Genomic DNA, 20,399 nt, shown 5'->3' with positions numbered 1-20,399 from the left:
TTATCTAGGTTTCAGGTTAATTAACTCTTGGGCTCGGGAGATAAGTTTTTTCTTGTCTTAAATACCCGGCAGCTTCTTCATCATCTTTCGCTATCGCTTGCTGAGTAGGTATAGCGCGCGTTTGTTGGTTTAGTTGATGTATTTGTGACGCATTACCTAAATCGCGCTCACTGGTGATTGAGGCGATAGATTCGCGGTCTTTTAAGAACGCAATAACGTCTTTTTTGATTGCTTGCAATTGTCCTTCGTCTTTATGCATTTCCATAATGTGGCGAGGATGTTCAAGGTTTTTCATACCTGTTGCAGCAAACGTAGTAGAAATAACACGAGAAACAATAATCCAAGGCGTTATGCTACTGCGTACTAAAGTATTTTCTGAGCGGGTGCTATCGTGAATACCAGTACCTGTTGATATTTTAGACTCAGTAAAAGTACCTTCGCATTTAAAGTACACAAGCAGTGATTCAAATTGCATTTCGGCAAAAAACAGATGAGCCGTATTTGTTAGCAATTGTGCAAATGCTTTAATAAGTATACCTATTAGCAATAAGTGAAAGCTTGTCATTAATAGTTCACTAAATTGAATAACATGTTGGTTATTAAATGCTTGTTTAAAGCTATTGATATTTGCCGCATCAATGTAATGGTAAATATTAATAAACGAATACGCTAAAAACACAGTAAATGCTAACGCTACAATATAAAGTAAGTTACCGCTCACCAAAGCAAGTAATCTCGCGAGTGTAAAGTTTTTACCTAAGTCCATTGAGTGCAGTTTAGGCTGAATCTCTTGGATCATTTCACCTTTAAAACCGCCTTTACCTTCTATTTGTTCTTGAAGCTTAGGGTCTAATTCTCTGTAAACTCTGTTAGGTACTTCTTTATAGCGACGATTAGCCATTACTAGGTTATCGAGGTTTATGAAAATCTCGTCTGGATGAACAGACTCTTGCCAGTTTTCACGTAGTTCAGATACTTCAGCTGAAGGGGTAACTGAATTTAAACGCGCTTTGATCATGATAAAAGCAAGCGCACAACTTAGAGTCGCTAATATAATAATTGCAATTAAGTACATTCCAGCGTGAAGACTAGGTAGTTGCTCAAGCCAGTTATCTATTTCTTGTTTACTAATGCGCTGCTCTTTCATCAACCATGACATAGAAAGACCAATAGCGATGGGTAAAATAAAAGATAAAGAAATAATTTTTGCAAGCGCACCAGTACCAAGTGCTTCAATATTCTTTTCTGCATTTCGAGAGATAGGTTTACCTGTAGAGCGCCACGAAAAAAGAACGTAAAACATTAATATTGCACTATAAACCGGAAATGCTAATTCCCCAGCTTCACCGGTAAAGCCCGACAAAGACACAAATGCAACAAGGCCATAAGCAATAAGGGCGACAAAGGTGCTTACCCATGAGCCAAATAATCGCTGGGCAACATTACGAATAGGATATGGTAGAAACAATAACTTAGGGATTAAGCTGTGAAGTAATCGTGATAAAAAACCATTAGGCTCTTTAAATGTACTGTTTTTACGACCAACCAGCATTTCTTCAAGTGATTGCGCTGTGTAGGCTACTTCTTTTTGTTCTTCTTGAGCGGTTGATGCTTGCGATTTACTGTAGTTATAAGCAAGTGAAGTTGGGTGGTTTCTACCTACAAAGTATTTAAGTGTTGCATAAATACCTGCCGATAGTGAGCGAATGCCGAATGCTAAAATAAGCATGCCAAACACCATTAAAATCCAACCTGCGGTTGTATCTTCTTTCACAGAGCCTGCAGCAATAACAAGTAAACTAATACCTGCTATAGACTCAATGAGTCCTCTTAATGCTGTTGCTTTACCTTCCAGTTTGAAGGGGTTTTTTAGTCCAAGATCAATCGATCCATAATCAAAAGCCATTGAATGCTCCTTTTAAACAGCATGCCCAATTAAAGGGATATAAGCGTAATTAAAATAATTAATACAGGTAAAGTATTTTTATCTTTGCTCTATTTTTGATTATATATCAATAAAGTCGTTCAGTTTAATGTTATTTTAAAGCGTAATATTCTATGATTTGAAATATACTTTTATACAGATTAAGTTAATTTGGTTTAAGAAGTGGTTTTGTAGGGGTAAATGATTTTTTGTCAAAAATTGGCCTGTTGTAAATTGGTGTTGGATATATATCTATTTTGGCTCAGGTGAGCTATGGATAGCACTTTTGAATTTTTACTTAAACACGAAGGCTGCACCGTGCAGCCTTTGTGTTTATACCAATTTTACTAAAAACATGAGCCCTTTATTGAATTAAATAACTTACTATTTTCGTTGGGAGTTCTTTACATAATAACCAGCATCATAATTTTAGCTCGTTATTAAGCTATTTCTTTATCGCCATAATAGATTGCTAATTTAATGCAATTGTTGTCGTATTACTGCAGCATGAAAGTTTCGTATTCTAAATCTTCAAATTGTTTAGAAAGCCAAAATAGACCAATAACGGAGCTAATTATGGTCGCTAACGCAAAGCCATAACCATAAAATTGTGGCCCAAATGCAATTGAAAGTAAGGTTAAAACTACATTTATAACTAAAAATAATCCAGCCAAAAACAGCACGGTTGAACGTTTATCTAAATAAAATAAAATGTTTAAAATAGATAAAAATATAACTTGTACGCCTACACCAACTACATCAATAAATAAGAGGGTTTTATAGTTTGGATCAATACCAATAAAAGTTAGTATTTGCTCTCCCCATAATAATAAGCAAGCGACAGTAATTCCTTGAATTTTAAATATGTCGTAAAGACCACTGCGCGCAGTGCGGATCATATTATCTTTCAAATGATAAATTTCTTGTAACGTTGAGCCGTCGCGAATTGCAGAGTAAAAACGGTCATATTCTTCAACAAAGTCAGTTTCCATCCTTACTAAAAATACGGCCATACCTGGGATAATAGATAGGTAGGCTAAAAATATAGGTAAATCATAAATTGGGCTGGCTCTGAGAGTTCCAATAATTTGGATTGATGTACTTGGTGAATACCAAAAAATGATTTTATCGGCCCATACAGCGATGTTATAAAACAGGCCGCATAAAAATAGGCTGTAATACACTTTTTTATTGTTCAAAAAATCGAAACTTATGAGCTTATCACCCGGATAACGGCGAATAATCATAAATAGAAAACTGAAAAATAATAAGGCTTCACCAGCAAAAAAGGCAAAAAACAACCCGTCTAACTGCCAGTCCCTAAGCAAGTAAGCCAGTAATACCATAAAAGCATAGCCGCTCAGCATCGTGACTAAAATCAGCCTGTATTCTTTCATGCCTGATAAAAATATTGCGCCAAGCCACTGATTACATAAGCTAATAAAGGCACCTAAAATAATCACTTTAGTCATAATGGGTAAAGGTAAAAATGGCCAAACAGCAAGACCGACCAATAGGGCGCCAATTGTAGTAATTAGTTGTGCGCCAAGTAGGTTTGGTAGCACTAATCCATCATCTTTTGTAAAAAATAAATCGGCAATAAAACGGGTTAGCATCAATTGCAGACCACCCGTTAAAATAAGCGATGCGGCCATCATATAGGTTACAAGCGTTAAGAACTGAATGATCAACACTTTCGGTAGCACAATACCTAAACTTAAAATGCCAATCAGCATAAGCGCAATAATTGACAGTAGCCACGGGCCAGAACCAATTAATCCAGCGTAACTATAAGCTTCAAATACTGAAAGTAGGGTGTTTTTTTTGAGAATTTTTCGTATCTCAAAACCTATTCCGGCCATGACATTGCATCCTTATAAAGTGTGTCGTATTGCGCAAACATATGGCTTTCGTCATAAAACGCTTTTACGCGCTTAAGACCACTCGATTGATACTCATGCCACTTTTCGTCGTTATTTAAGATATTTGATATTTGCTTTGCTGTTTCGCTAGGAGAGGCGATTGATACCACTTCTCCGGCTTTGCCAAGTGCTTTGTCTTCGTCAGTTGCGCCTTCAATAATCTCTCGGCACGAACCAACATCACTTGCAAGGACTGGTACGCCAGCTGCCATCGCTTCTAGTAGTACTAAAGGTTGTGCTTCAGAAATAGAGGTTAGTGCAACGATACCTAATTTAGGCAGTATTTCAGCTATATTTTGCATACCTAAAAACGTAACGTTATTTTCTAAATCTAAACTGCTGACAAGTAATTGACATTCTTTATAATATTGAGGGTCTTCTTCGTATGGGCCAATAATCCAGCCTTCAATTGTAGGTATACTAGACTGAACCTCTTTGATTGCACGGATAAAAGTTTTAATATCTTTTATAGGCACTACACGACCAATTAAGCCTACCGTGAGTGGAATCGTTTTTGGACGCTGTGCAAGTGCTTCAATAAAACGCGATGTTTTAATACCATTTGGCACTACGCGTGTTTTTTCTGGTGCGGCGCCATCTTTTATTTGTCGTTGTCTATTACCATCATACAAAGAAATTATTTTATCGGCTTCTTGATAAGATGTTCTGCCGATCTGCTCAAAGAAACTAATCCACATTCTGCGAATAAAGCCCATTTCGGTATTTAAATTTTTACCTAATACCTGCTCTGACTCTTTGATCCAGCTGGCTTGAATAAGGTCTATTTTACGCTCTTTGGTATAAATACCATGTTCGGTTAGTAAATACGCAGTGTTGCTAATTGCGCTTGCACCAGAACCTAGGAATCCCGCATAGCCTGTTGATATTGAATGTATAAGTTTAACATTAGGTAATTCGCGAGCTATCTCTGCTATTTTAAACAGCGGTTTGTATAAGTTACGATACGACCAAAAGAAATCGATAAATGATGATTCATCACAGTAGGTTAAATAATATTTTGCGAGAACTTGCCATGAGGATTCACTATACAAAAAGTCGGCTTCGTTTATGCCGTCTTTTTGGGCAAGCTTTTTAAAAGCAAACTTTAGTAACTCGCTAGGGATCGGTTCTTTAGAGTCACGGAAATAGTTTTGCAGTTGTTGCCAAAATTCGAACAACTCTTTTTTATACTTTATGCCATGTTTTGCTTTTATTTCAGAAGCGTTGTTTTCAACTAAATAATGAACATGTAATTTGGTTACATTTTTAGGTAATGTATATTGAATTTCACCATAATGCTCAGGTGCACCGCCCAAAAAAACCAGCTCAAAGTTATAGTGTGGTAAGCCTTCAATAATTTGATGGACCCAGCTCGATACGCCGCCTCGGACATAGGGGTAAGTGCCTTCTAAAAGCAGTAATACATCAGCGTTTGGTTTAGGCATTCCAATACTCCTGTAAATGGCGTAACTCGCTACCCTTTGGTTGCTCTGGTAGTTCTTTTAAATAACGTTTACAGTCATCGAATTTATTCATACAAAAAGCAACTTCAGCTTTATAGGGCAAAACATGACGACGTGCCATACCAAGGTCTGTGGCTTGTGCTAAATGACTAAGTGCAAGTTCATATTTACCAAGAGCTAAACAAAGCCGGCCCAAAAATACAAAGGTTGCAGGCTTTTTCACATATTCGATGCTTTGCAAGGAAAGTGTTTCTGCTTTTTTTAACACGTATTCTCGCAATGCACCTTGTGCCAATCCTAAGTAACTAAGTTCCCAATATATTTCAGCTAATTGTTGTTGCAAGTTACTCAGTTTTGGTTGCTGAGTCGTTAACAATATCTCTTGCTGATATAGGCCTATTTTTTCGTTTAACTTAGTTTCTTTAGCATCGAGAGTGGAGTAAGCAAGCAGACGAATATCATCTTCTAAGTCTTTAAGGGCGAGTTTTAAAATAGGAATTGCCTGCGTATCACTCATGTGACGTGCAGCCATTACTGCACTAAGACGTTTGTTTGGCTCACTTGCATACTTGAGGATCGCTTTCAATCCACCCATCGAATAGGTTGGATTAGCTGAAATACTACGAACTTCAAAAGGGAGACCTGGGATTTTGTGTTCTTGTATTTCAATATCATTATTTTTAAGCGGTTTACACAAAGCAAACGTGAGTGCGAACATAACGCCTAAAATACCAAATAGAGGAAGCGTAAACAGTAGTGAAAATAACAGTAATAGGGCACCAAATAATGTACTTTTGTATTTAGCTGGGATGACAATATAGCTTACAAAAGTAAAAAGCATACTTGCTATAGCATGTAATAAAATAGCGATAAGCCAATTGGGTGTATCAAGTGTTTCTATTAAAGCAAAATATTCACATATAAATCCCACTATTACAGCAATGACAATTCTAATCATGAAGTGTTACCAGTGGCTTAATCGCATCTTTACTAATTGGCAAAGCAATTTGTTGTTCAATAACGATATCTAATTCAGCTAAATTTTTACCTGTACGTTCTTTACTCCACCCATTTATACGCGTTATAAAACCGTCTTTTTCTAATTCATCAGTAAGTGGCATAAGTATTAACAGAGTTTGCTTCTCATCATATAAGTAAATATCTAAGCCTCGACGGGCTTCCGTTAAATACTCCATAAGTCGACGGGATTCGTTGGTAATATTTAATGTTTTAACTTTTAATAAATGTGCAGGAATTTTGTAACGTTTAGCTTCTTTGTTAGCTCGTTTTACTTGGCGAACAAAGTACGGAGATTCTTCGCTAGTCATTATCGGGTTGGTTATTTCATGTCGAAGTAAGTCTCCAACGTGTCCGGCCATTACGGCAAGTAAAGTAAGCGTGTTTTCTTTGAGCGCAAAAAACTGTACTTTTTCGACTAAAATAGCGCCATAAATGGTATCGTTTACATCAATAAGTGGAATTGCGATATGGTATTTACTGCTGCCTAAATAAACTTTAGAGCTTTTAACCGACACCAGTTCTTTTTCTTCAAACATAGCAAGGATTAGTGGGTCAGATGTTATTGGCGAAGTCATTTTACCAATAACAGCAAGAGGGGCTCCACTATATTATTGTTTTCCACTTTATATAGCCCGGCTTTTTCTAATGCTCCATACTCTACAAATAAATTGATAATCACTTGCGCTGCACTATCTAAACGTCTTTCTTTAAGTTGGCCTATAGATGCTCTTACAGCTTGCAATGACTCCCTTAAACTCAATGTATGCCCAGCTAACATTTGTTCTATTCGATCGTGTGAAGAGCTAATTAAATGATATTGACGAGTGAATTTTTCAAGCCGATCAGACACATACTCTAGTTGAATAGTCTGTTGTTGATTAGTACGCTCCCAAACATCCCTAAATTCACCCGCGATCATAATTACAATAGTATAGCCAATCATGGCGTTGATATTGAATTCGCTTTGAGGTGCCAAAATATCGCTTTGCAACAACAGTAATTGGCCTACGAGTAAAGTTAAAATGCTGATAAAACCTTTAGAGAACCCATAACGCAAAGCAACCAGTAAAGGCCCTAATACAGGCCAAGAAAACCCTCCTTGCGTCCAAAAAGGATCCTCGGCATTAAACAGAACAGGCAGGCCTAAAGCCAATGTGGTAAATATAATTACCTCAGCCCATGTCTGTAGCTCAGGGACTTCTCTTGGGCGAAAGAAATGTGTTTTCACTCACTAACCTCTATATAAGAAATTAAGTCGGCAATTACATCTTGTGCCGTTGCTGCAATGCTATCGCGTCCCCAACCACTTTTTGCAATTGTTCCTGTCCATATCGGCGTGGTTTGGCCGTTCGCAGTTAACGATAAAGTAAGAGCAACAACGGGTTCGCCATCAAGACCAGCTTTGTAGCGCCACTCTTCAATGCTACCGGTGAGTAGATAATCCGCTTGTTGAGTGCTTAGCCATTGCATGGCGTTATCTAAACGATATTGATCGTCAAGTGGTGGTAGCTCCTTATTGCTATTTCTGGGTGCGCGAAGAAGCGTTGGTAATTTATTTTGTTGCCAAATACTTGTTAAAATGTCTTCAGCACGCTCACCAGCGAGAGGTGTTTGAGCATGATTTACTAGCGGTAATAAGGCAACTGTTGTTGATGGGTTTATTTCTACATCATCAGTAACTCTACTCGTTGTACAGGCTGATAGTAATAAAACTAGACATGGTATAACTAAGCGAAACATATTTTCTCCTAACATTAAAAATGTACGTAATATCCTAATTGTAACTGTGTATCTGAATTACCAACCTTATTACTACTTTGGTAACCCAGCTGTAATTTAAATAAATCATCACCTAAAATAGACCAACCAGCGCCACTTGAAACAGACACATCAATATCATCGTTGATAGTTTGGTAACCGGTGCTTATATCAAATAGCCATGATGGGCTAGTACCTAAATAGGGCGGTTCTAGTGAGCTGGTTGAGGAAAATGAGGTACCGAGCGCAAAGCGTCTAAATGGCTGAAGTTCTATATTTAATGCGGCATCGTTACCTGTATTTATAAGCGTGTTCACTTGTTCAAAATCTTGCCATTGCGCGCTAAAATAAGCAGTCCAAATTGGCCTATCTTTTAAAATACGGTATTGGTATCGGGCGTTATACTCTTGCCCGTTGATGAGTGAACTTCCACTATCTCGTCGTAAAAAGACATTATAGCGGCCGATAATTGCACGTTTTGTCGACCATCAATATTATAGTTTACATAGGCCGTAGCTTTGTTAAGTTGCGCAAAACTAAGTAAGGCCTCTGACTGGCGATTTTCAACATTGTGTTCAAGCTTTAAACCAACTTGTGTACGAGAATCCCATTGATAGCGAGAATCTAAGCTAATACCCTGACGATTTGCTAAACGACCTTGGTGGGAATCAATTTTTGCATGGAAATACCAGCGACCCCATGTCATTTTATTTTCTACAGCAAACAGTAATCCATTATTATTAAAGTTTTTCTGATTACTTAGGCTTAGTTTCCACTGGCCATTGGCATAAGGAAAATAAACATTTACATCGTATTGGCTACTGTTTAATCCGGCCTCAGGCGATAAATTAATTTCAAGTGCTCTAAAGTATGAGCCTCGGGCATTACGAACCAAACTTAATTGTGATTCGCTCGGCTCAGTTGTTAGTTCTTCGTACCAACGCTGCATTGTTGCGTAGGGTTGCCTGAGGTAGAGAAGTGCATTTAACTTATCTTCCTCGGTTAGTGCATTTTGCGTTATGAGCTGTTTAATTTTATTAAACTCGCCATTAGTCATGTAAAGTTGTAGTTTTTGCCAAGGAACTAACTTTTGTGCTGCTCGTCGTGCTAACCACCAGTTTGTTTGAGGCTCGCCAATTGTCTCGGGTGCTAGTTCATCCATTGAATTAAGTTGCATTAAATGTGGAATAGCCATCGCACCTGCCCAGCGGTACATTAAGCCTCGGTAGGCGTATTTATCTTTAGGTAAATGTTGTAATAAGTAATGATTAAGTTCGGTGGCATTTGCGTAATAACCAAGCTGTTTCATCACATCAGCTAAGTTAACCAGGGTTGTTAAGTCGTTTGGAGCAGCCAGCGCTAACTTTCGTAAGTAAAAGTAAGCGCTATTATATGATTTTTCATGAATCGATAAGCTAGCTAACAGTTGCGTCCAGCCGTTAGTAGTCTCATCTTCTGAATGATTATCTATAATGCGTTTTATCATTACTGTATCGTGCATTTGCAGTGCTAACCAACCTTGTGCAAGCACCACGTCTGGATTGTACTCACTTAGTTTTGCTGCGCGGTTTAAAGTGGTATAGGCTGAATTTAAATCGCTTTTGTTTTGATACCAGTTTGAGAGTATTAACCAAGCAGGATAAAGTGCTTTATTATAGCGCTGCTTTTCGAGTTCTTGGTGGATACGTTTTATCGATTCTTCATCATCAACGTGTGAACTCAATAATGCAACTTGGATTAATTGTCTAATTGTAAGCGATGGTTGCTGCCATAGGTAATTGAGAAGGCCTTGAGGATTGTTCTCAAAGCGCAGTTGTTGATAGTGCAACATATCACCTACACTGAGCTCACTAATGGTCATTAATTGTTCTAGCGCATAAAGCTCTTCTTTTTTATTTTGAACTCGTAATGCCATATCAACGCGTGCAGTCCAAAATTCAGTGTCTGTACTTTGTTGTTTTTGCTTTAAAATGGTAAGTGCGGTTGAAAAATCATCGATAAGCCAAAATGATCGGGCAAGCCATAATAGATCTTCTTCATTTTTTGGACCTTGGTATGTTGGCCATAGTGACCTTAAGCCTTTTAAGTTACCAGTATCGTGCAGTACTTTAGCTTTCCAGTATTGTGATAACACACTTTTACCACTAATTTGTTCAAATCGTTCAATATGATTTAGCTCTTTTTTTGCATTGCCGATGAACTCATTGGTTTGCATCCATTTAGCAAAACCATTGCCTTTCAACTGCCTATTTTGCGCTTTGTATTCGTAAATATCATTTGCATCTTGATACAAATAAAGAGAGGTTGCATCGTTTATGCTATCACTGAGCATGGCTGGTGTTACTGCATGATTTGCCATTAACCACTTAAATTCATTAAGTGCTTTGCTGGGTTTATTTTGCCAACGTTTTACTTTCCAATTTAGTAAATGGAGTTCTTTGTTATTTGGACTTTTTATTAGCAATTTTTCGAGTAATTGTTCGGCACCTTTTGCATTACCATTGGCTAAGCGTAAATACATTGCCTTAGTTAAATAGTGTGTATTATTAGGGGTAGCTTTTAGTAGAGCTTCTACCGCATCTGCAGCATCTTCTGTATTGCCGGCTAAGTCAGCTAAATAAAGAGTACGTTCAGTGTTAGCTTGGTCGCCATACTTTTTCCACCACATATAGGCTTGCACAGGATCATTTGCGCCAAGCGCTGTTTCAATTGCTTTTTCAGCTATATTTGCGTGTATACCTGCTTTATAAATGACTAATGCTTTAACTGGTTCGCCTGCACTTAACCAGTAATCAGCGGCGAGTAATGGCTTGTTTTTTAGCTGGTAGTACTGTGCAACACTTACATTTAAGCCAAGCGCTTTAGCTATGCTTAGCACTTGTTCATTCCAATTTTTATGGGCCTTTATTTTTAAAGATAACTCTTCAAATCTATCATCTATATTTGCACCACTTGCTAACCATAATGAGTAAAGTAGTTTGATTTCAAGTGTCGCTTTGCGCTCACTTTTAGGTAACTTTGCAAGCTCAATTTTCGCTTGTGCGTATTCGCTTAGCTCTATGTGTAGCTCAATTAGCTTAGCGCGTAGTTTTTCATTGTCAGGGTCAGTATTAAGCGCTGCATTTAGGTACGATGTTTCAAAAGTATAATCTTGTGAAAGCGTATCATCTTCAAAAAATAAGGTATGCGGAAATAACGCATAAAGTGCAAAGCAACTTACGGCTAATATCGTTAATATTGTTTTTATAGATACTAACTGAGGGCGTTTATTAGAATTCATTATGGGGCAGTCCCAGCACAGTTAAGGTAGCCATAAAAGTCACCCATAGGTATTTTGAAATGCGTTAATTTACCGTGAGTGATACCTTTAAAGTGCTCTCCCAAATGAGATGTAAATTGACATTCACGTCCATTCATTAAATCAAGTGAAGCGGGTACCCAAGCTTTAAAGCTTACTGCGCCATTTACCTGCCAATTATCGATAACCACATTAGCAGAAGCTAAATAAGGCTTACTATTATTTTGGCTGTGATCAAAGCTAAGGCGGGCAATATTATTGATAATATGTACGTAGTCGCCTTTTTGAGTTACACCAGATATCCCTTCACTTTGGGCTATATTTGGTATATCAAAATCGCTAGGTATTCGTAAAGTACGAATATATTTTGAGCTAAATAGCCATTCATCGTCATTATTTTTTGCTAATGCAGAGAAATAAAAATCTTTTGCAATTTTTGCAAAATGACTCAAATGTACAGGTGTATTTGGCCGTGCTAAAACATAGTCTATATTGTGTTTTAAGGCATCGAGACCAGCAGGTATTTCCCCCGAATAAAAGTGATAATAAATAGTGTAAGGCTTTAACCTGTATGGTTTTTCTGTTATTTCAAATGTTTCGGTTAAACGTTTAAACCCATAATAAGGCCCGTGCCATAAATTAGTGAATACATTTTCATTCAAGATAGGAGCATAAATTTGATATAACAGGTCGCGCTCAGGTCGCCCAATTGGCGATATATGAGACAGGCTAGGGTTATCGGCATTTGCATCGGTGTTGCCGCCATTAATGTTTAATACACCCGCGTCACGGGCAAGTTCAAGTGCTTTTGGCCCAGGTGTTGCGTCACCAGACCACAGCATTAATACTGTTTTTTTATTTTTTGGTGCCAGCTTTTCGTCAATGTATTTTATAGAGCCCGTAATTTCTTTTTTTAAACTTATAGTGTCGTATCCTGGCACATCAAGATGAAAACCATAGTCGGTGTCATCCTCATCTATTTTTTTCCGACCAGAGAGTGCGGTCCAAAAATAAGGGTGGCTATAAGTATGAGATGCAATTTCAACATAGGGTAAATCGAAAATACTGCGCGCAATACGTTCTAATTTAGGACTCGCTTTTGAGTGAAGTCCAGTAGCTTCAATATCTGTTTGAATAATTGATGATGTTAAAGGGAGTTTATAGCGTTTAATTATTTCATCGCGGATCACTTCTGCCGAATAAGGTCTACCTGTAAAATTTGCAATACTTGAAAAACCATCACCATCAATATGTAGAGTAAGCATGCGCCTACCACTTTCAGTTGTTGTATCGGGGACTAAGATAGGCGGGAGCTCCATCGCCTTTGTCAGCAATGTACGAGGGTCGATAACCCACTTACTACCTTCCATCGGAAAAGTATCAATTAGCCAAGGGGCAACCACCACAGCACCATATTTTGTTTTTGCACTTTGTACAACAATGCTGCCATCAGCCGCTTTTATATTAATAAGCGCAGTGGCATTTGGCGCTAGTTTCAGTAAATATGGTTTTACTATTGGTGGTGGTGTCGCGGCTTCACCTTTGAACCATGGGGCAAAGTAATTTAATTCATAAGGAGCAGGAGGTAATACATTGAGTGCTTCTACACCTAGTTTGATTAGTAGTGTAGTCGAAAGCGGTAATTCTCCCACAACTAACAAAGGGACAGCGCCTAAATTTGTTTCTAGCCAATTAGTTATCGCCGGGGTATAAAAAGCATCACTGGTAGTCCACGAAATAACGCCAGCATGTAAACTTGGATCTATGAGAGGAAGCGCTCTTTTTGCTACATCAATGTAATCAGGGATATACCCCAAATACTCAATCATGGTTGCAAGTTTTAAGTGCACCGTAGTATAGATAAGTGGCTTAATATCACTATTGTAAGGAATTAGAATACGCCTAGCTATTGGTGTGATATTTGACGTTCCCCATGTTTGTAGGTGTCCGTCAGTTATCCAAGGTGCATAACCGTTTTTTATTATTTTTTGAGCCATAGCAAGGCGATTTTTGGGCTTTGCATAATCAATCACTTGTACATTAAAGCCCAAGTTTATTGCTGTATTTAATTGTGCAATTAGCCATGTTTGATCACTTTCGGCAGTGAGTTTGTAGCTATTATCAAGAGGATTGTAATGGCTATATAACCCCTCCGCTACTAAATCAGTTGCGAACCCTTTTAACTTGGGAAGTAGTTCAAACCCACGATTGAGTATTAAATGTTTATCAAATGAGCTTGAGAGGTCCTCAATAATTGAAATTAGCCCAGCTTGTTGGTCTGCTTTATTGCTTGTTGTATCTAATAGCTGATAGCTATCTAGTGTATCTAAGAATAAGCCAGTGAAACCACGGTCTTTTAAATCATTAGCGCTGTTTTTTATGTGTTTATGCCAATACGTAGAAGTTAAATCGGAGATATGACTATTCCAATTGGGATTAACAACAAGTGATGACGTGTTTTTTTCGAATGACTCACCCACACTAAGATAAGCATAAACAGCAATGTTACGCTGCGTAAGCCAATTAAGCTCATGCTCTGTGATTAATTCTGGTTGCACTACCACACGAGAATAAAATGTCATTTCAGCAAGAGGCATCGGTGCTGAATAATAAAAAGCAGTGCTGTTGTTTATTGGCTTGGCGAATACATGAGCAGAAATTAAAAGCGTAAAATATAGAATGTACTTCATTGATGATTCATTTTGGTTGGGATTAAGCAGAGATAAGAAATGACGTGCGTTCCGATTTTATGCTAGGTAATTCGTATTAGTAAGATAGGGTGATTATATGTTAATAAAAATAAAAAAACTACATGATTGTTCCTAAGTTTCATCTTTGTTTTTCGTTGTTTTACTTATTGGTGGGAGTAATTGGTTAGGTTCATTATTTTGCTTACTACTAAGGTCGCAATGTTTTAAGTATTAAAATGTATGCCTTACAACTATAATATGGACAAAATCGCCAAGGTTGGTTTGGCTCTTACCTCGACATTTACCTTTAATATTTACACGCTTCGTAAATATTAAGTTGTATGTAAATAAACTAATTTACCTTTATCAGTGAGCATAAAATAAAAAGTATCTTTTGTTATTTTATGTTGTTGCTGTTTAAATTTACTGCCTTAGATTTGGAGAAATAATGAGTAATTTAAGCTTAAAAAACAAATTGTTGTTATTAGCTATTTTGCCACTGATGTTACTTTTAACTAGCTTAATGCTGAGTTCTTATTATTTAGAGTCTAAAAATCAGCAGCAAAATTTTGATTCATTTAAGACTAAATTGATCAAAGATAAACAGAACTTATTAAGTACAGAAATCGAAATTGCGAGCAAAATTGTTCGTCACCAATTAGATACTGGCTCTGCCCAAGATGCTAAAAATGCGCTTAGAAACTTAACCTTTGGTCAAGGGGGTTACTTTTTCATCTACGATACAAACGGTGTTAGTGTTTTTCATGCGTTATTAGGTGATGCCATTGAAGGGCAAAATAAAATAGGGATGACAGACCCCAATGGTAAAAAAATTATAGTCGGGTTACTCGAACAGGCTCAAAAAGGTGGTGGCGCATTTAACTACCACTTTCAAAAACCTAATACGACAGGCCTAGTAGAGAAAATGGGCTATGCTGCCATGATCCCAGGAACTAATTGGATGGTTGGCACTGGCGCATATATGGATGATATAGAAGCAGAGCTAATTAAATACGAAGTAACGATGCAAGAGCATATGAATGATAAAGTAATTACCTTACTGCTAATTGCTTTATTTTGGGTTGTTTTAACGATTGCATGTGCATTGGTTGCGGCGAATACCATGGTTAAGCCAATTCAAAGAATGGTGCAAAGCCTTGACGACATAGCAAAAGGTGAAGGTGACTTAACTAAGCGCTTAGAGATAGACACGAATGATGAAATTGGTCAATTAGGTGAAGCATTTAATGTTTTTGTCAGTAAGCTACACGGTATTATTGCGAATGTGGTTGATGTTACACATGATGTGAAATCAGCATCCAGTGATATAAATAAACAAACACGACTAATTGAGGGCAAGCTACTCAATCATAATCATGAAACAGAGTTAGTTGCGACCGCCATTACTGAAATGTCTGCCACATCACATGAAGTTGCACAAAATACTACGCAAGTTGCTGTATCAACTCAGGCTGCAACACAGGAAGTTGCTAAAGCACAAGAGTGTGTTGATATTTCACTCAGCGAAGTATCAAAATTAATGGATGAAATAAACGTCGCTGCTGAACAGGTTGATTCACTGAGCGAGCAGTCTAAAAAAATTAATAGTGTGCTGAGTGTTATCGGCGGTATTGCAGAACAGACAAACCTATTAGCACTTAATGCCGCAATAGAGGCCGCTCGTGCTGGTGAATACGGTAGAGGGTTTGCTGTTGTTGCAGATGAAGTAAGAAGCTTGGCGAGTCGTACGCAAGTGAGCACACTTGAAATTAATGAAATGCTGAGTGAACTACATAATCTAGTGTCCTCAGCGGTAGGTGCAATGCAAGCAAGCCAACAAAGCTGCAATCGTTCAGTTGAGTCATCACGAGCTATATCCGATAGTTTAGGATCGGTTACCAATTCAGTGACATCAATTAACGATATGAGTACGCAAATTGCGACAGCCGCTACGGAACAAAGTAGTGTAACAGAAGAAATAAATCGCAATGTATATGCTATCCAAGAAATAGTTAATGAGCTTACAGTGTCGAGTAAAAAAACGTCATCAGTTAGTGAACACTTAGCCGGAAGAGGTGAAAGTTTAGGGCAATTAGTTGGGCAGTTTAAAATTTAGTACTTATGTATTTACCGTTATTAAAGCCGCTAACTGCGGCTTAACCTTATTGGTAAGTTTTACAATTTTTTAAAGTAGATCGTAAATAGACTAAATTGAGTGGATTTTAATGCAAAGTATGACATCAATTAAACGCTGTACTCGCGATGAATTGGTCCCTGAAAAAGACCTAGGACGTTTGGTATCTTTTTTACGCTCAACGCTGGTTACGCATATTGATACCAAATTACTTCCTATGGATTTAACTTCGGCGCAGTACATAGTTGTTGTGTTGCTAGCTAAAGAGTCTGTTAATACGCTTGCTGGGCTTTGTGAGCATATGGTTTATGACCGAGGTGCAATGAGTCGACTATTAAGCCGTCTTGAAGAAAAAGGCTTAATAGCTAAAACACAATGTGAGTTTGATAAACGCTCAACCATTTTATGTTTAAGTGAAAAAGGAAAAGCACTTTACCCAGAAATAATGCCAGTAGTAAACGAAGTCTATACTCAGGCATTAACTGGTTTTTTAGAATCTGAAAAAAAACAGTTAATGGATTTGCTGTTCAAAGCAATAAATAACCTAGAATCACTGCCTCAAACAGCCTCTAAAAAATAGATTATCAATAAAATAGCGATACTGTTTCAATAGAAAATCAAGACCCTAAACATGTGATTCCGTTGTAGGTAAAATCGAACTTTGATAATATAGTTGCCTAGGCAATCAAGGTTATTATCTTGTGAGGTTTGTTATGATTGAAAATGATTTGTTAGCGCAATTACAGCAACAATTTCCAGATCACACTTTTGTGCAACATCGTTTAAGTGTTGTTCATAAAGGACGTTTTGCTAATGCTATTGTTTATCGATATAAAGATGATGGATTTGATTTAATAATAAAAGACTTTAGCCAAAGTCCTTGGTTTATTCGTAAATCGTTTGCACGTATTTCGGTTAACCAAGAATATAAAGGTTTGAGTCGATTATCTGAGTTGGACGCGGTAGCAAATCGTTTTTGCCGTTTATCGCCGATTGCAGTGGCTTATAACTATATAGAGGGCACCTCACTTCGTTCTTTAATTCATCAAGGTAAAAAGCTTCCAGTTGATTTTTTTAGTGAGCTTGAGCGTCAAGTCGCAAAAATGCATCGCAAAGGGATAGTGCATTTAGATTTACGTAATATGGGTAATATTTTATGTGGTGCTGACGGTAAACCTTATTTTATCGACTTTCAGTCAACTATTAGCTTCGCTCGTTTTCCTCGATGGCTACAGCGCTTTATGCGAGGCTCAGATATGTCGGGTGTCTACAAGGCGTGGAGTAAACTTGCTGAACACCCTATGCCCCAAGCTAAGCAAGATTATCTGGAGCATTTTAATCATGTACGTAAACGCTGGATTTTTAAAGGTTACCCAATTCAACGGACGTATGCCTTGGTAACTCAATTCTTAGATTCTGAACTTGTACGCAGCATTACCGACCGCCTTTAAATGTACGCACCTATTTCATTCTTGTTTGCCTATATTAGTTTTTAATATGGGCCTTTTTTTGTAGCAAAAGCAATCTATTTGGATTGCTTATTGTGTTGACTCTCTCCTCAAAAATAATCCCTTTTACTGTTTTTTTAATTTTTTAAAATAAATATTAGTACCGTTTTTATTTTGCCCATACAATGCGCAAAAATAGCCTGTACATGCTTAATAAACTCAAGTTTTCTCAGCAAATTTTTGTTGTCAGGATAAACTGTAAGTAACGTGCATTTTTAAATTTTTAAATTTTAAGGTTTTAAAATGATTGAGTATCCGGTTGATCAACTTCCACAACTAATAAATGATTTACTTCAATGCGATACAACAGAACGCAAAAATAAATTATTAGCTGATGCGCAGGTAACACTCTCTACTGAGCATTTATCTTTACTCTTTGAGGCGATACCAAAAGAGCAACGCCTTGAAATTTGGCTATTGCTTGATGAGGACACGCAACATGAAATTTTTGTAAATTTAAGTGAGGATAGCTGTCTATGGTTACTGCAAACGTTAGATGATAACGATGCATTTAAATTATTAGATGAAGTTAATGTAGAAGAGCTGCTTGAGCTAGAAGAAGTTATTCCAGAACGCTTTGTTGAGTATGCTAAAAAACAACTCGACGAAGCGCAGATTAAACAATACGAATTAGCACAGCAATACCCACCTGAACAACTAGGTCATTGGTTGGGGTTTGATTTCTTAAAAGTATCAGAGAAATTAACCGCTGGTGGGGCTAAAAAGCTGTTGAATAAAGGTTTGCCACAATACAGTGAAGTTATCTATTTAGTCAGTAGAAAAGGCAGCTTAATAGGTGAGGTTGCTGTTAATGATTTGATAAAAGCGAGTGACACTGACAGTTTAATAGCTTTGGCTAATCATGATTTCTCATCATTACATGCAGATGATGATTTATATGAAGCGGCAGAAGTCGTTATTCACTCAGAGAAAATGGCAATGCCAGTCGTAAACGCAGATAACAAGTTACTTGGCAGATTAACGATTGCCTCAGCGTACGAATTGCGCCAAGAAATTACCGATGAAGCGGCAGCTAAAGCGGGTGGTTTAAGAGAAGACGAAGATTTGTTCGCAAGTGTGCGAAAAAGTGCTAAAAACCGAGGTATTTGGTTAGGCATTAATCTAGCAACGGCGTTTTTAGCATCGTGGTTTATAGGATTATTTGGGGCAACGATAGAGCAAGTGGTTGCGTTAGCGGTGTTAATGCCAGTAGTGGCTTCTATGGGAGGGATTGCAGGAAGTCAAACATTGACCGTTATTGTTCGCGGCTTGGCACTGGGTCAGGTTACCGACTCCAACCGTAAAGCGTTACTTAAAAAAGAGCTGCGCGTGGGGGCTGTAAATGGGTTGGTGTGGGCGTTTGTTATTGGTGCACTTACTTATTTATGGTTTAGCGACATTATGCTAAGTATTACGATTACAGTCGCAATATTATTAAACTTAGTTGCAGCGTCGTTAGCGGGTGTTGTTATTCCGTCTATTTTAGACAAAATGAAAATAGATCCAGCATTGTCGGGGTCGGTAATTTTAACAACCGTTACTGATATTGTAGGGTTTGTAACCTTTTTAGGTTTAGGCAGCTTGTTGTTGCTATAAGCTTTTTTAATAGGAAAATACAATGACTTTTGATGTCATGATTTGGTGTGCAATTGGACTGTGTATTTCACAGTCCGCAATGTTTTCTGGTTTGAATTTGGCGTTTTTTTCGCTAAGCCGATTACAACTTGAAATGGAAAGTACGAAAGGTAACGAAGCCGCTATAAAAGTAATGGCGCTGCGTAATGATTCAAATTTTTTATTGTCGACTATTTTGTGGGGTAACGTAGGTATAAACGTATTACTTACTTTGCTTTCTGATTCGGTATTAATGGGGGCAAGCTCATTTTTGTTCTCAACTATCGCAATTACTATCATTGGTGAAATTACGCCCCAAGCTTATTTTTCGCGTAATGCGCTTAAAATGGCGAGTATGTTGTCACCACTTATAAAATTTTACCAGATACTGTTTTACGTTGTAGCTAAACCAACTGCTTTGGTACTTGATGCATGGCTTGGAAAAGAAGGTATTACGTACTTTGCAGAAAGCGAATTAAGAGGCATTATTCGTAAACACATTGAAGCCGAAGAGGCTGATGTTCAGCATGTGGAAGGGATTGGCGCACTTAACTTTTTTAGTTTAGATGAGATCAGTGTAACCAAAGAAGGTGAGGTGATTGACCCTGATTCTATAATTGCATTGCCAACAAAACTAGATTTACCGATATTTCCTGAACTTACGTTGACTGCCGATAACGAATTTTTACGTAAGTTACATAAATCAGGTTATAACTGGGTGATCATTACTAATGAAGATGGTTGGCCGTTATTGGTGGTTGATGCAGATGGCTTTTTACGTTCAGCATTGTTTGAATCAGAGGCTTTTGACCCATATCACTATTGCCACAGGCCAATCATTGTTACAGATGAAACCATGCGTTTGAGTGAAGTTATTTTAAAAATAAGAGCAAACCATTCACTTGATAAATCGTTTGATGGTGCCATTGATCACGACGTTGTATTAGTGTGGAGTGATGAAAAGCGTATTATTACTGGCGCAGATATATTTGGTCGATTACTCAAAGGTATGAGCGCACCTAAGCTTGAACTGCATGAAAATACAGAGAACAAAAAGCCGCTATAAAG

At 37.7% G+C, this 20,399-nt stretch carries 13 protein-coding genes and 1 pseudogene; 5 read left to right on the top strand and 9 right to left on the bottom strand.

Annotated elements, in window-relative coordinates:
- Positions 1 to 16 precede the first annotated feature (16 nt).
- The 9 genes and pseudogenes from P4S65_RS17585 to P4S65_RS17545 form a co-directional block, all read right to left on the bottom strand.
- Positions 17 to 1,906: a hypothetical protein gene (locus P4S65_RS17585; protein WP_337120686.1), complete on the bottom strand. Its 1,890-nt coding sequence runs from the start codon at positions 1,904 to 1,906 to the stop codon at positions 17 to 19.
- Positions 1,907 to 2,421: 515 nt separating this feature from the next.
- Positions 2,422 to 3,786, bottom strand: a complete 1,365-nt coding sequence (pelG, locus tag P4S65_RS17580; protein ID WP_337120685.1) for an exopolysaccharide Pel transporter PelG — start codon at positions 3,784 to 3,786, stop codon at positions 2,422 to 2,424.
- Positions 3,774 to 5,291, bottom strand: coding sequence for a GT4 family glycosyltransferase PelF (gene pelF, locus P4S65_RS17575; RefSeq protein ID WP_337120684.1), 1,518 nt, complete (start codon positions 5,289 to 5,291; stop codon positions 3,774 to 3,776). Before pelF ends, pelG begins: the two co-directional genes overlap by 13 nt.
- Complete coding sequence (locus P4S65_RS17570; RefSeq protein WP_007376091.1) at positions 5,284 to 6,267, bottom strand: hypothetical protein; 984 nt, start codon at positions 6,265 to 6,267, stop codon at positions 5,284 to 5,286. The genes pelF and P4S65_RS17570 overlap by 8 nt, the downstream gene beginning before the upstream one ends.
- Positions 6,260 to 6,904 carry a PelD GGDEF domain-containing protein gene (locus tag P4S65_RS17565; protein WP_337120683.1) on the bottom strand — a complete coding sequence of 215 codons (645 nt, stop codon included), beginning with the start codon at positions 6,902 to 6,904 and terminating at the stop codon, positions 6,260 to 6,262. The genes P4S65_RS17570 and P4S65_RS17565 overlap by 8 nt, the downstream gene beginning before the upstream one ends.
- Complete coding sequence (locus P4S65_RS17560; protein ID WP_337120682.1) at positions 6,901 to 7,557, bottom strand: hypothetical protein; 657 nt, start codon at positions 7,555 to 7,557, stop codon at positions 6,901 to 6,903. The genes P4S65_RS17565 and P4S65_RS17560 overlap by 4 nt, the downstream gene beginning before the upstream one ends.
- Positions 7,554 to 8,069, bottom strand: a complete 516-nt coding sequence (locus P4S65_RS17555; protein WP_096793576.1) for a protein PelC — start codon at positions 8,067 to 8,069, stop codon at positions 7,554 to 7,556. The genes P4S65_RS17560 and P4S65_RS17555 overlap by 4 nt, the downstream gene beginning before the upstream one ends.
- Before the next feature lie 14 nt (positions 8,070 to 8,083).
- Positions 8,084 to 11,367, bottom strand: a pseudogene (locus tag P4S65_RS17550) (tetratricopeptide repeat protein).
- Positions 11,367 to 14,075, bottom strand: coding sequence for an endo alpha-1,4 polygalactosaminidase (locus tag P4S65_RS17545; RefSeq protein ID WP_337120681.1), 2,709 nt, complete (start codon positions 14,073 to 14,075; stop codon positions 11,367 to 11,369). The pseudogene P4S65_RS17550 and the gene P4S65_RS17545 overlap by 1 nt, the downstream one beginning before the upstream one ends.
- Before the next feature lie 448 nt (positions 14,076 to 14,523).
- Here P4S65_RS17545 and P4S65_RS17540 point away from each other — a divergent pair, with 448 nt between their 5' ends.
- From P4S65_RS17540 to P4S65_RS17520, 5 genes are all read left to right on the top strand, one after another.
- Entirely contained in the window at positions 14,524 to 16,191 is a 1,668-nt protein-coding gene (locus P4S65_RS17540) for a methyl-accepting chemotaxis protein (protein ID WP_337120680.1), read from the top strand.
- A gap of 109 nt (positions 16,192 to 16,300) precedes the next feature.
- Entirely contained in the window at positions 16,301 to 16,789 is a 489-nt protein-coding gene (locus P4S65_RS17535) for a MarR family winged helix-turn-helix transcriptional regulator (protein WP_007376097.1), read from the top strand.
- 133 nt (positions 16,790 to 16,922) lie between these two features.
- Complete coding sequence (locus P4S65_RS17530) at positions 16,923 to 17,660, top strand: RIO1 family regulatory kinase/ATPase domain-containing protein (RefSeq protein ID WP_337120679.1); 738 nt, start codon at positions 16,923 to 16,925, stop codon at positions 17,658 to 17,660.
- A 300-nt stretch (positions 17,661 to 17,960) separates the two neighbouring features.
- Positions 17,961 to 19,313 carry a magnesium transporter gene (locus P4S65_RS17525; protein ID WP_149606585.1) on the top strand — a complete coding sequence of 451 codons (1,353 nt, stop codon included), beginning with the start codon at positions 17,961 to 17,963 and terminating at the stop codon, positions 19,311 to 19,313.
- Between the two features lie 22 nt (positions 19,314 to 19,335).
- Entirely contained in the window at positions 19,336 to 20,397 is a 1,062-nt protein-coding gene (locus tag P4S65_RS17520) for a DUF21 domain-containing protein (RefSeq protein ID WP_096793570.1), read from the top strand.
- Positions 20,398 to 20,399 lie beyond the last annotated feature (2 nt).

It is taken from the genome of Pseudoalteromonas sp. B131b (assembly GCF_037162545.1).
In the GTDB taxonomy this organism is placed as follows: domain Bacteria; phylum Pseudomonadota; class Gammaproteobacteria; order Enterobacterales; family Alteromonadaceae; genus Pseudoalteromonas; species Pseudoalteromonas fuliginea.
This window is presented reverse-complemented; position numbering and strand designations above follow the sequence as displayed.

What these genes read in the sequence shown, in the direction of transcription:
- P4S65_RS17585 (WP_337120686.1), bottom strand. Translation starts at nt 1,906, where the DNA reads ATGGCTTTTGATTATGGATCGATTGATCTTGGACTAAAAAACCCCTTC.
- pelG (WP_337120685.1), bottom strand. Translation starts at nt 3,786, where the DNA reads ATGGCCGGAATAGGTTTTGAGATACGAAAAATTCTCAAAAAAAACACC.
- pelF (WP_337120684.1), bottom strand. Translation starts at nt 5,291, where the DNA reads ATGCCTAAACCAAACGCTGATGTATTACTGCTTTTAGAAGGCACTTAC.
- P4S65_RS17570 (WP_007376091.1), bottom strand. Translation starts at nt 6,267, where the DNA reads ATGATTAGAATTGTCATTGCTGTAATAGTGGGATTTATATGTGAATAT.
- P4S65_RS17565 (WP_337120683.1), bottom strand. Translation starts at nt 6,904, where the DNA reads ATGACTTCGCCAATAACATCTGACCCACTAATCCTTGCTATGTTTGAA.
- P4S65_RS17555 (WP_096793576.1), bottom strand. Translation starts at nt 8,069, where the DNA reads ATGTTTCGCTTAGTTATACCATGTCTAGTTTTATTACTATCAGCCTGT.
- P4S65_RS17545 (WP_337120681.1), bottom strand. Translation starts at nt 14,075, where the DNA reads ATGAAGTACATTCTATATTTTACGCTTTTAATTTCTGCTCATGTATTC.
- P4S65_RS17540 (WP_337120680.1), top strand. Translation starts at nt 14,524, where the DNA reads ATGAGTAATTTAAGCTTAAAAAACAAATTGTTGTTATTAGCTATTTTG.
- P4S65_RS17535 (WP_007376097.1), top strand. Translation starts at nt 16,301, where the DNA reads ATGCAAAGTATGACATCAATTAAACGCTGTACTCGCGATGAATTGGTC.
- P4S65_RS17530 (WP_337120679.1), top strand. Translation starts at nt 16,923, where the DNA reads ATGATTGAAAATGATTTGTTAGCGCAATTACAGCAACAATTTCCAGAT.
- P4S65_RS17525 (WP_149606585.1), top strand. Translation starts at nt 17,961, where the DNA reads ATGATTGAGTATCCGGTTGATCAACTTCCACAACTAATAAATGATTTA.
- P4S65_RS17520 (WP_096793570.1), top strand. Translation starts at nt 19,336, where the DNA reads ATGACTTTTGATGTCATGATTTGGTGTGCAATTGGACTGTGTATTTCA.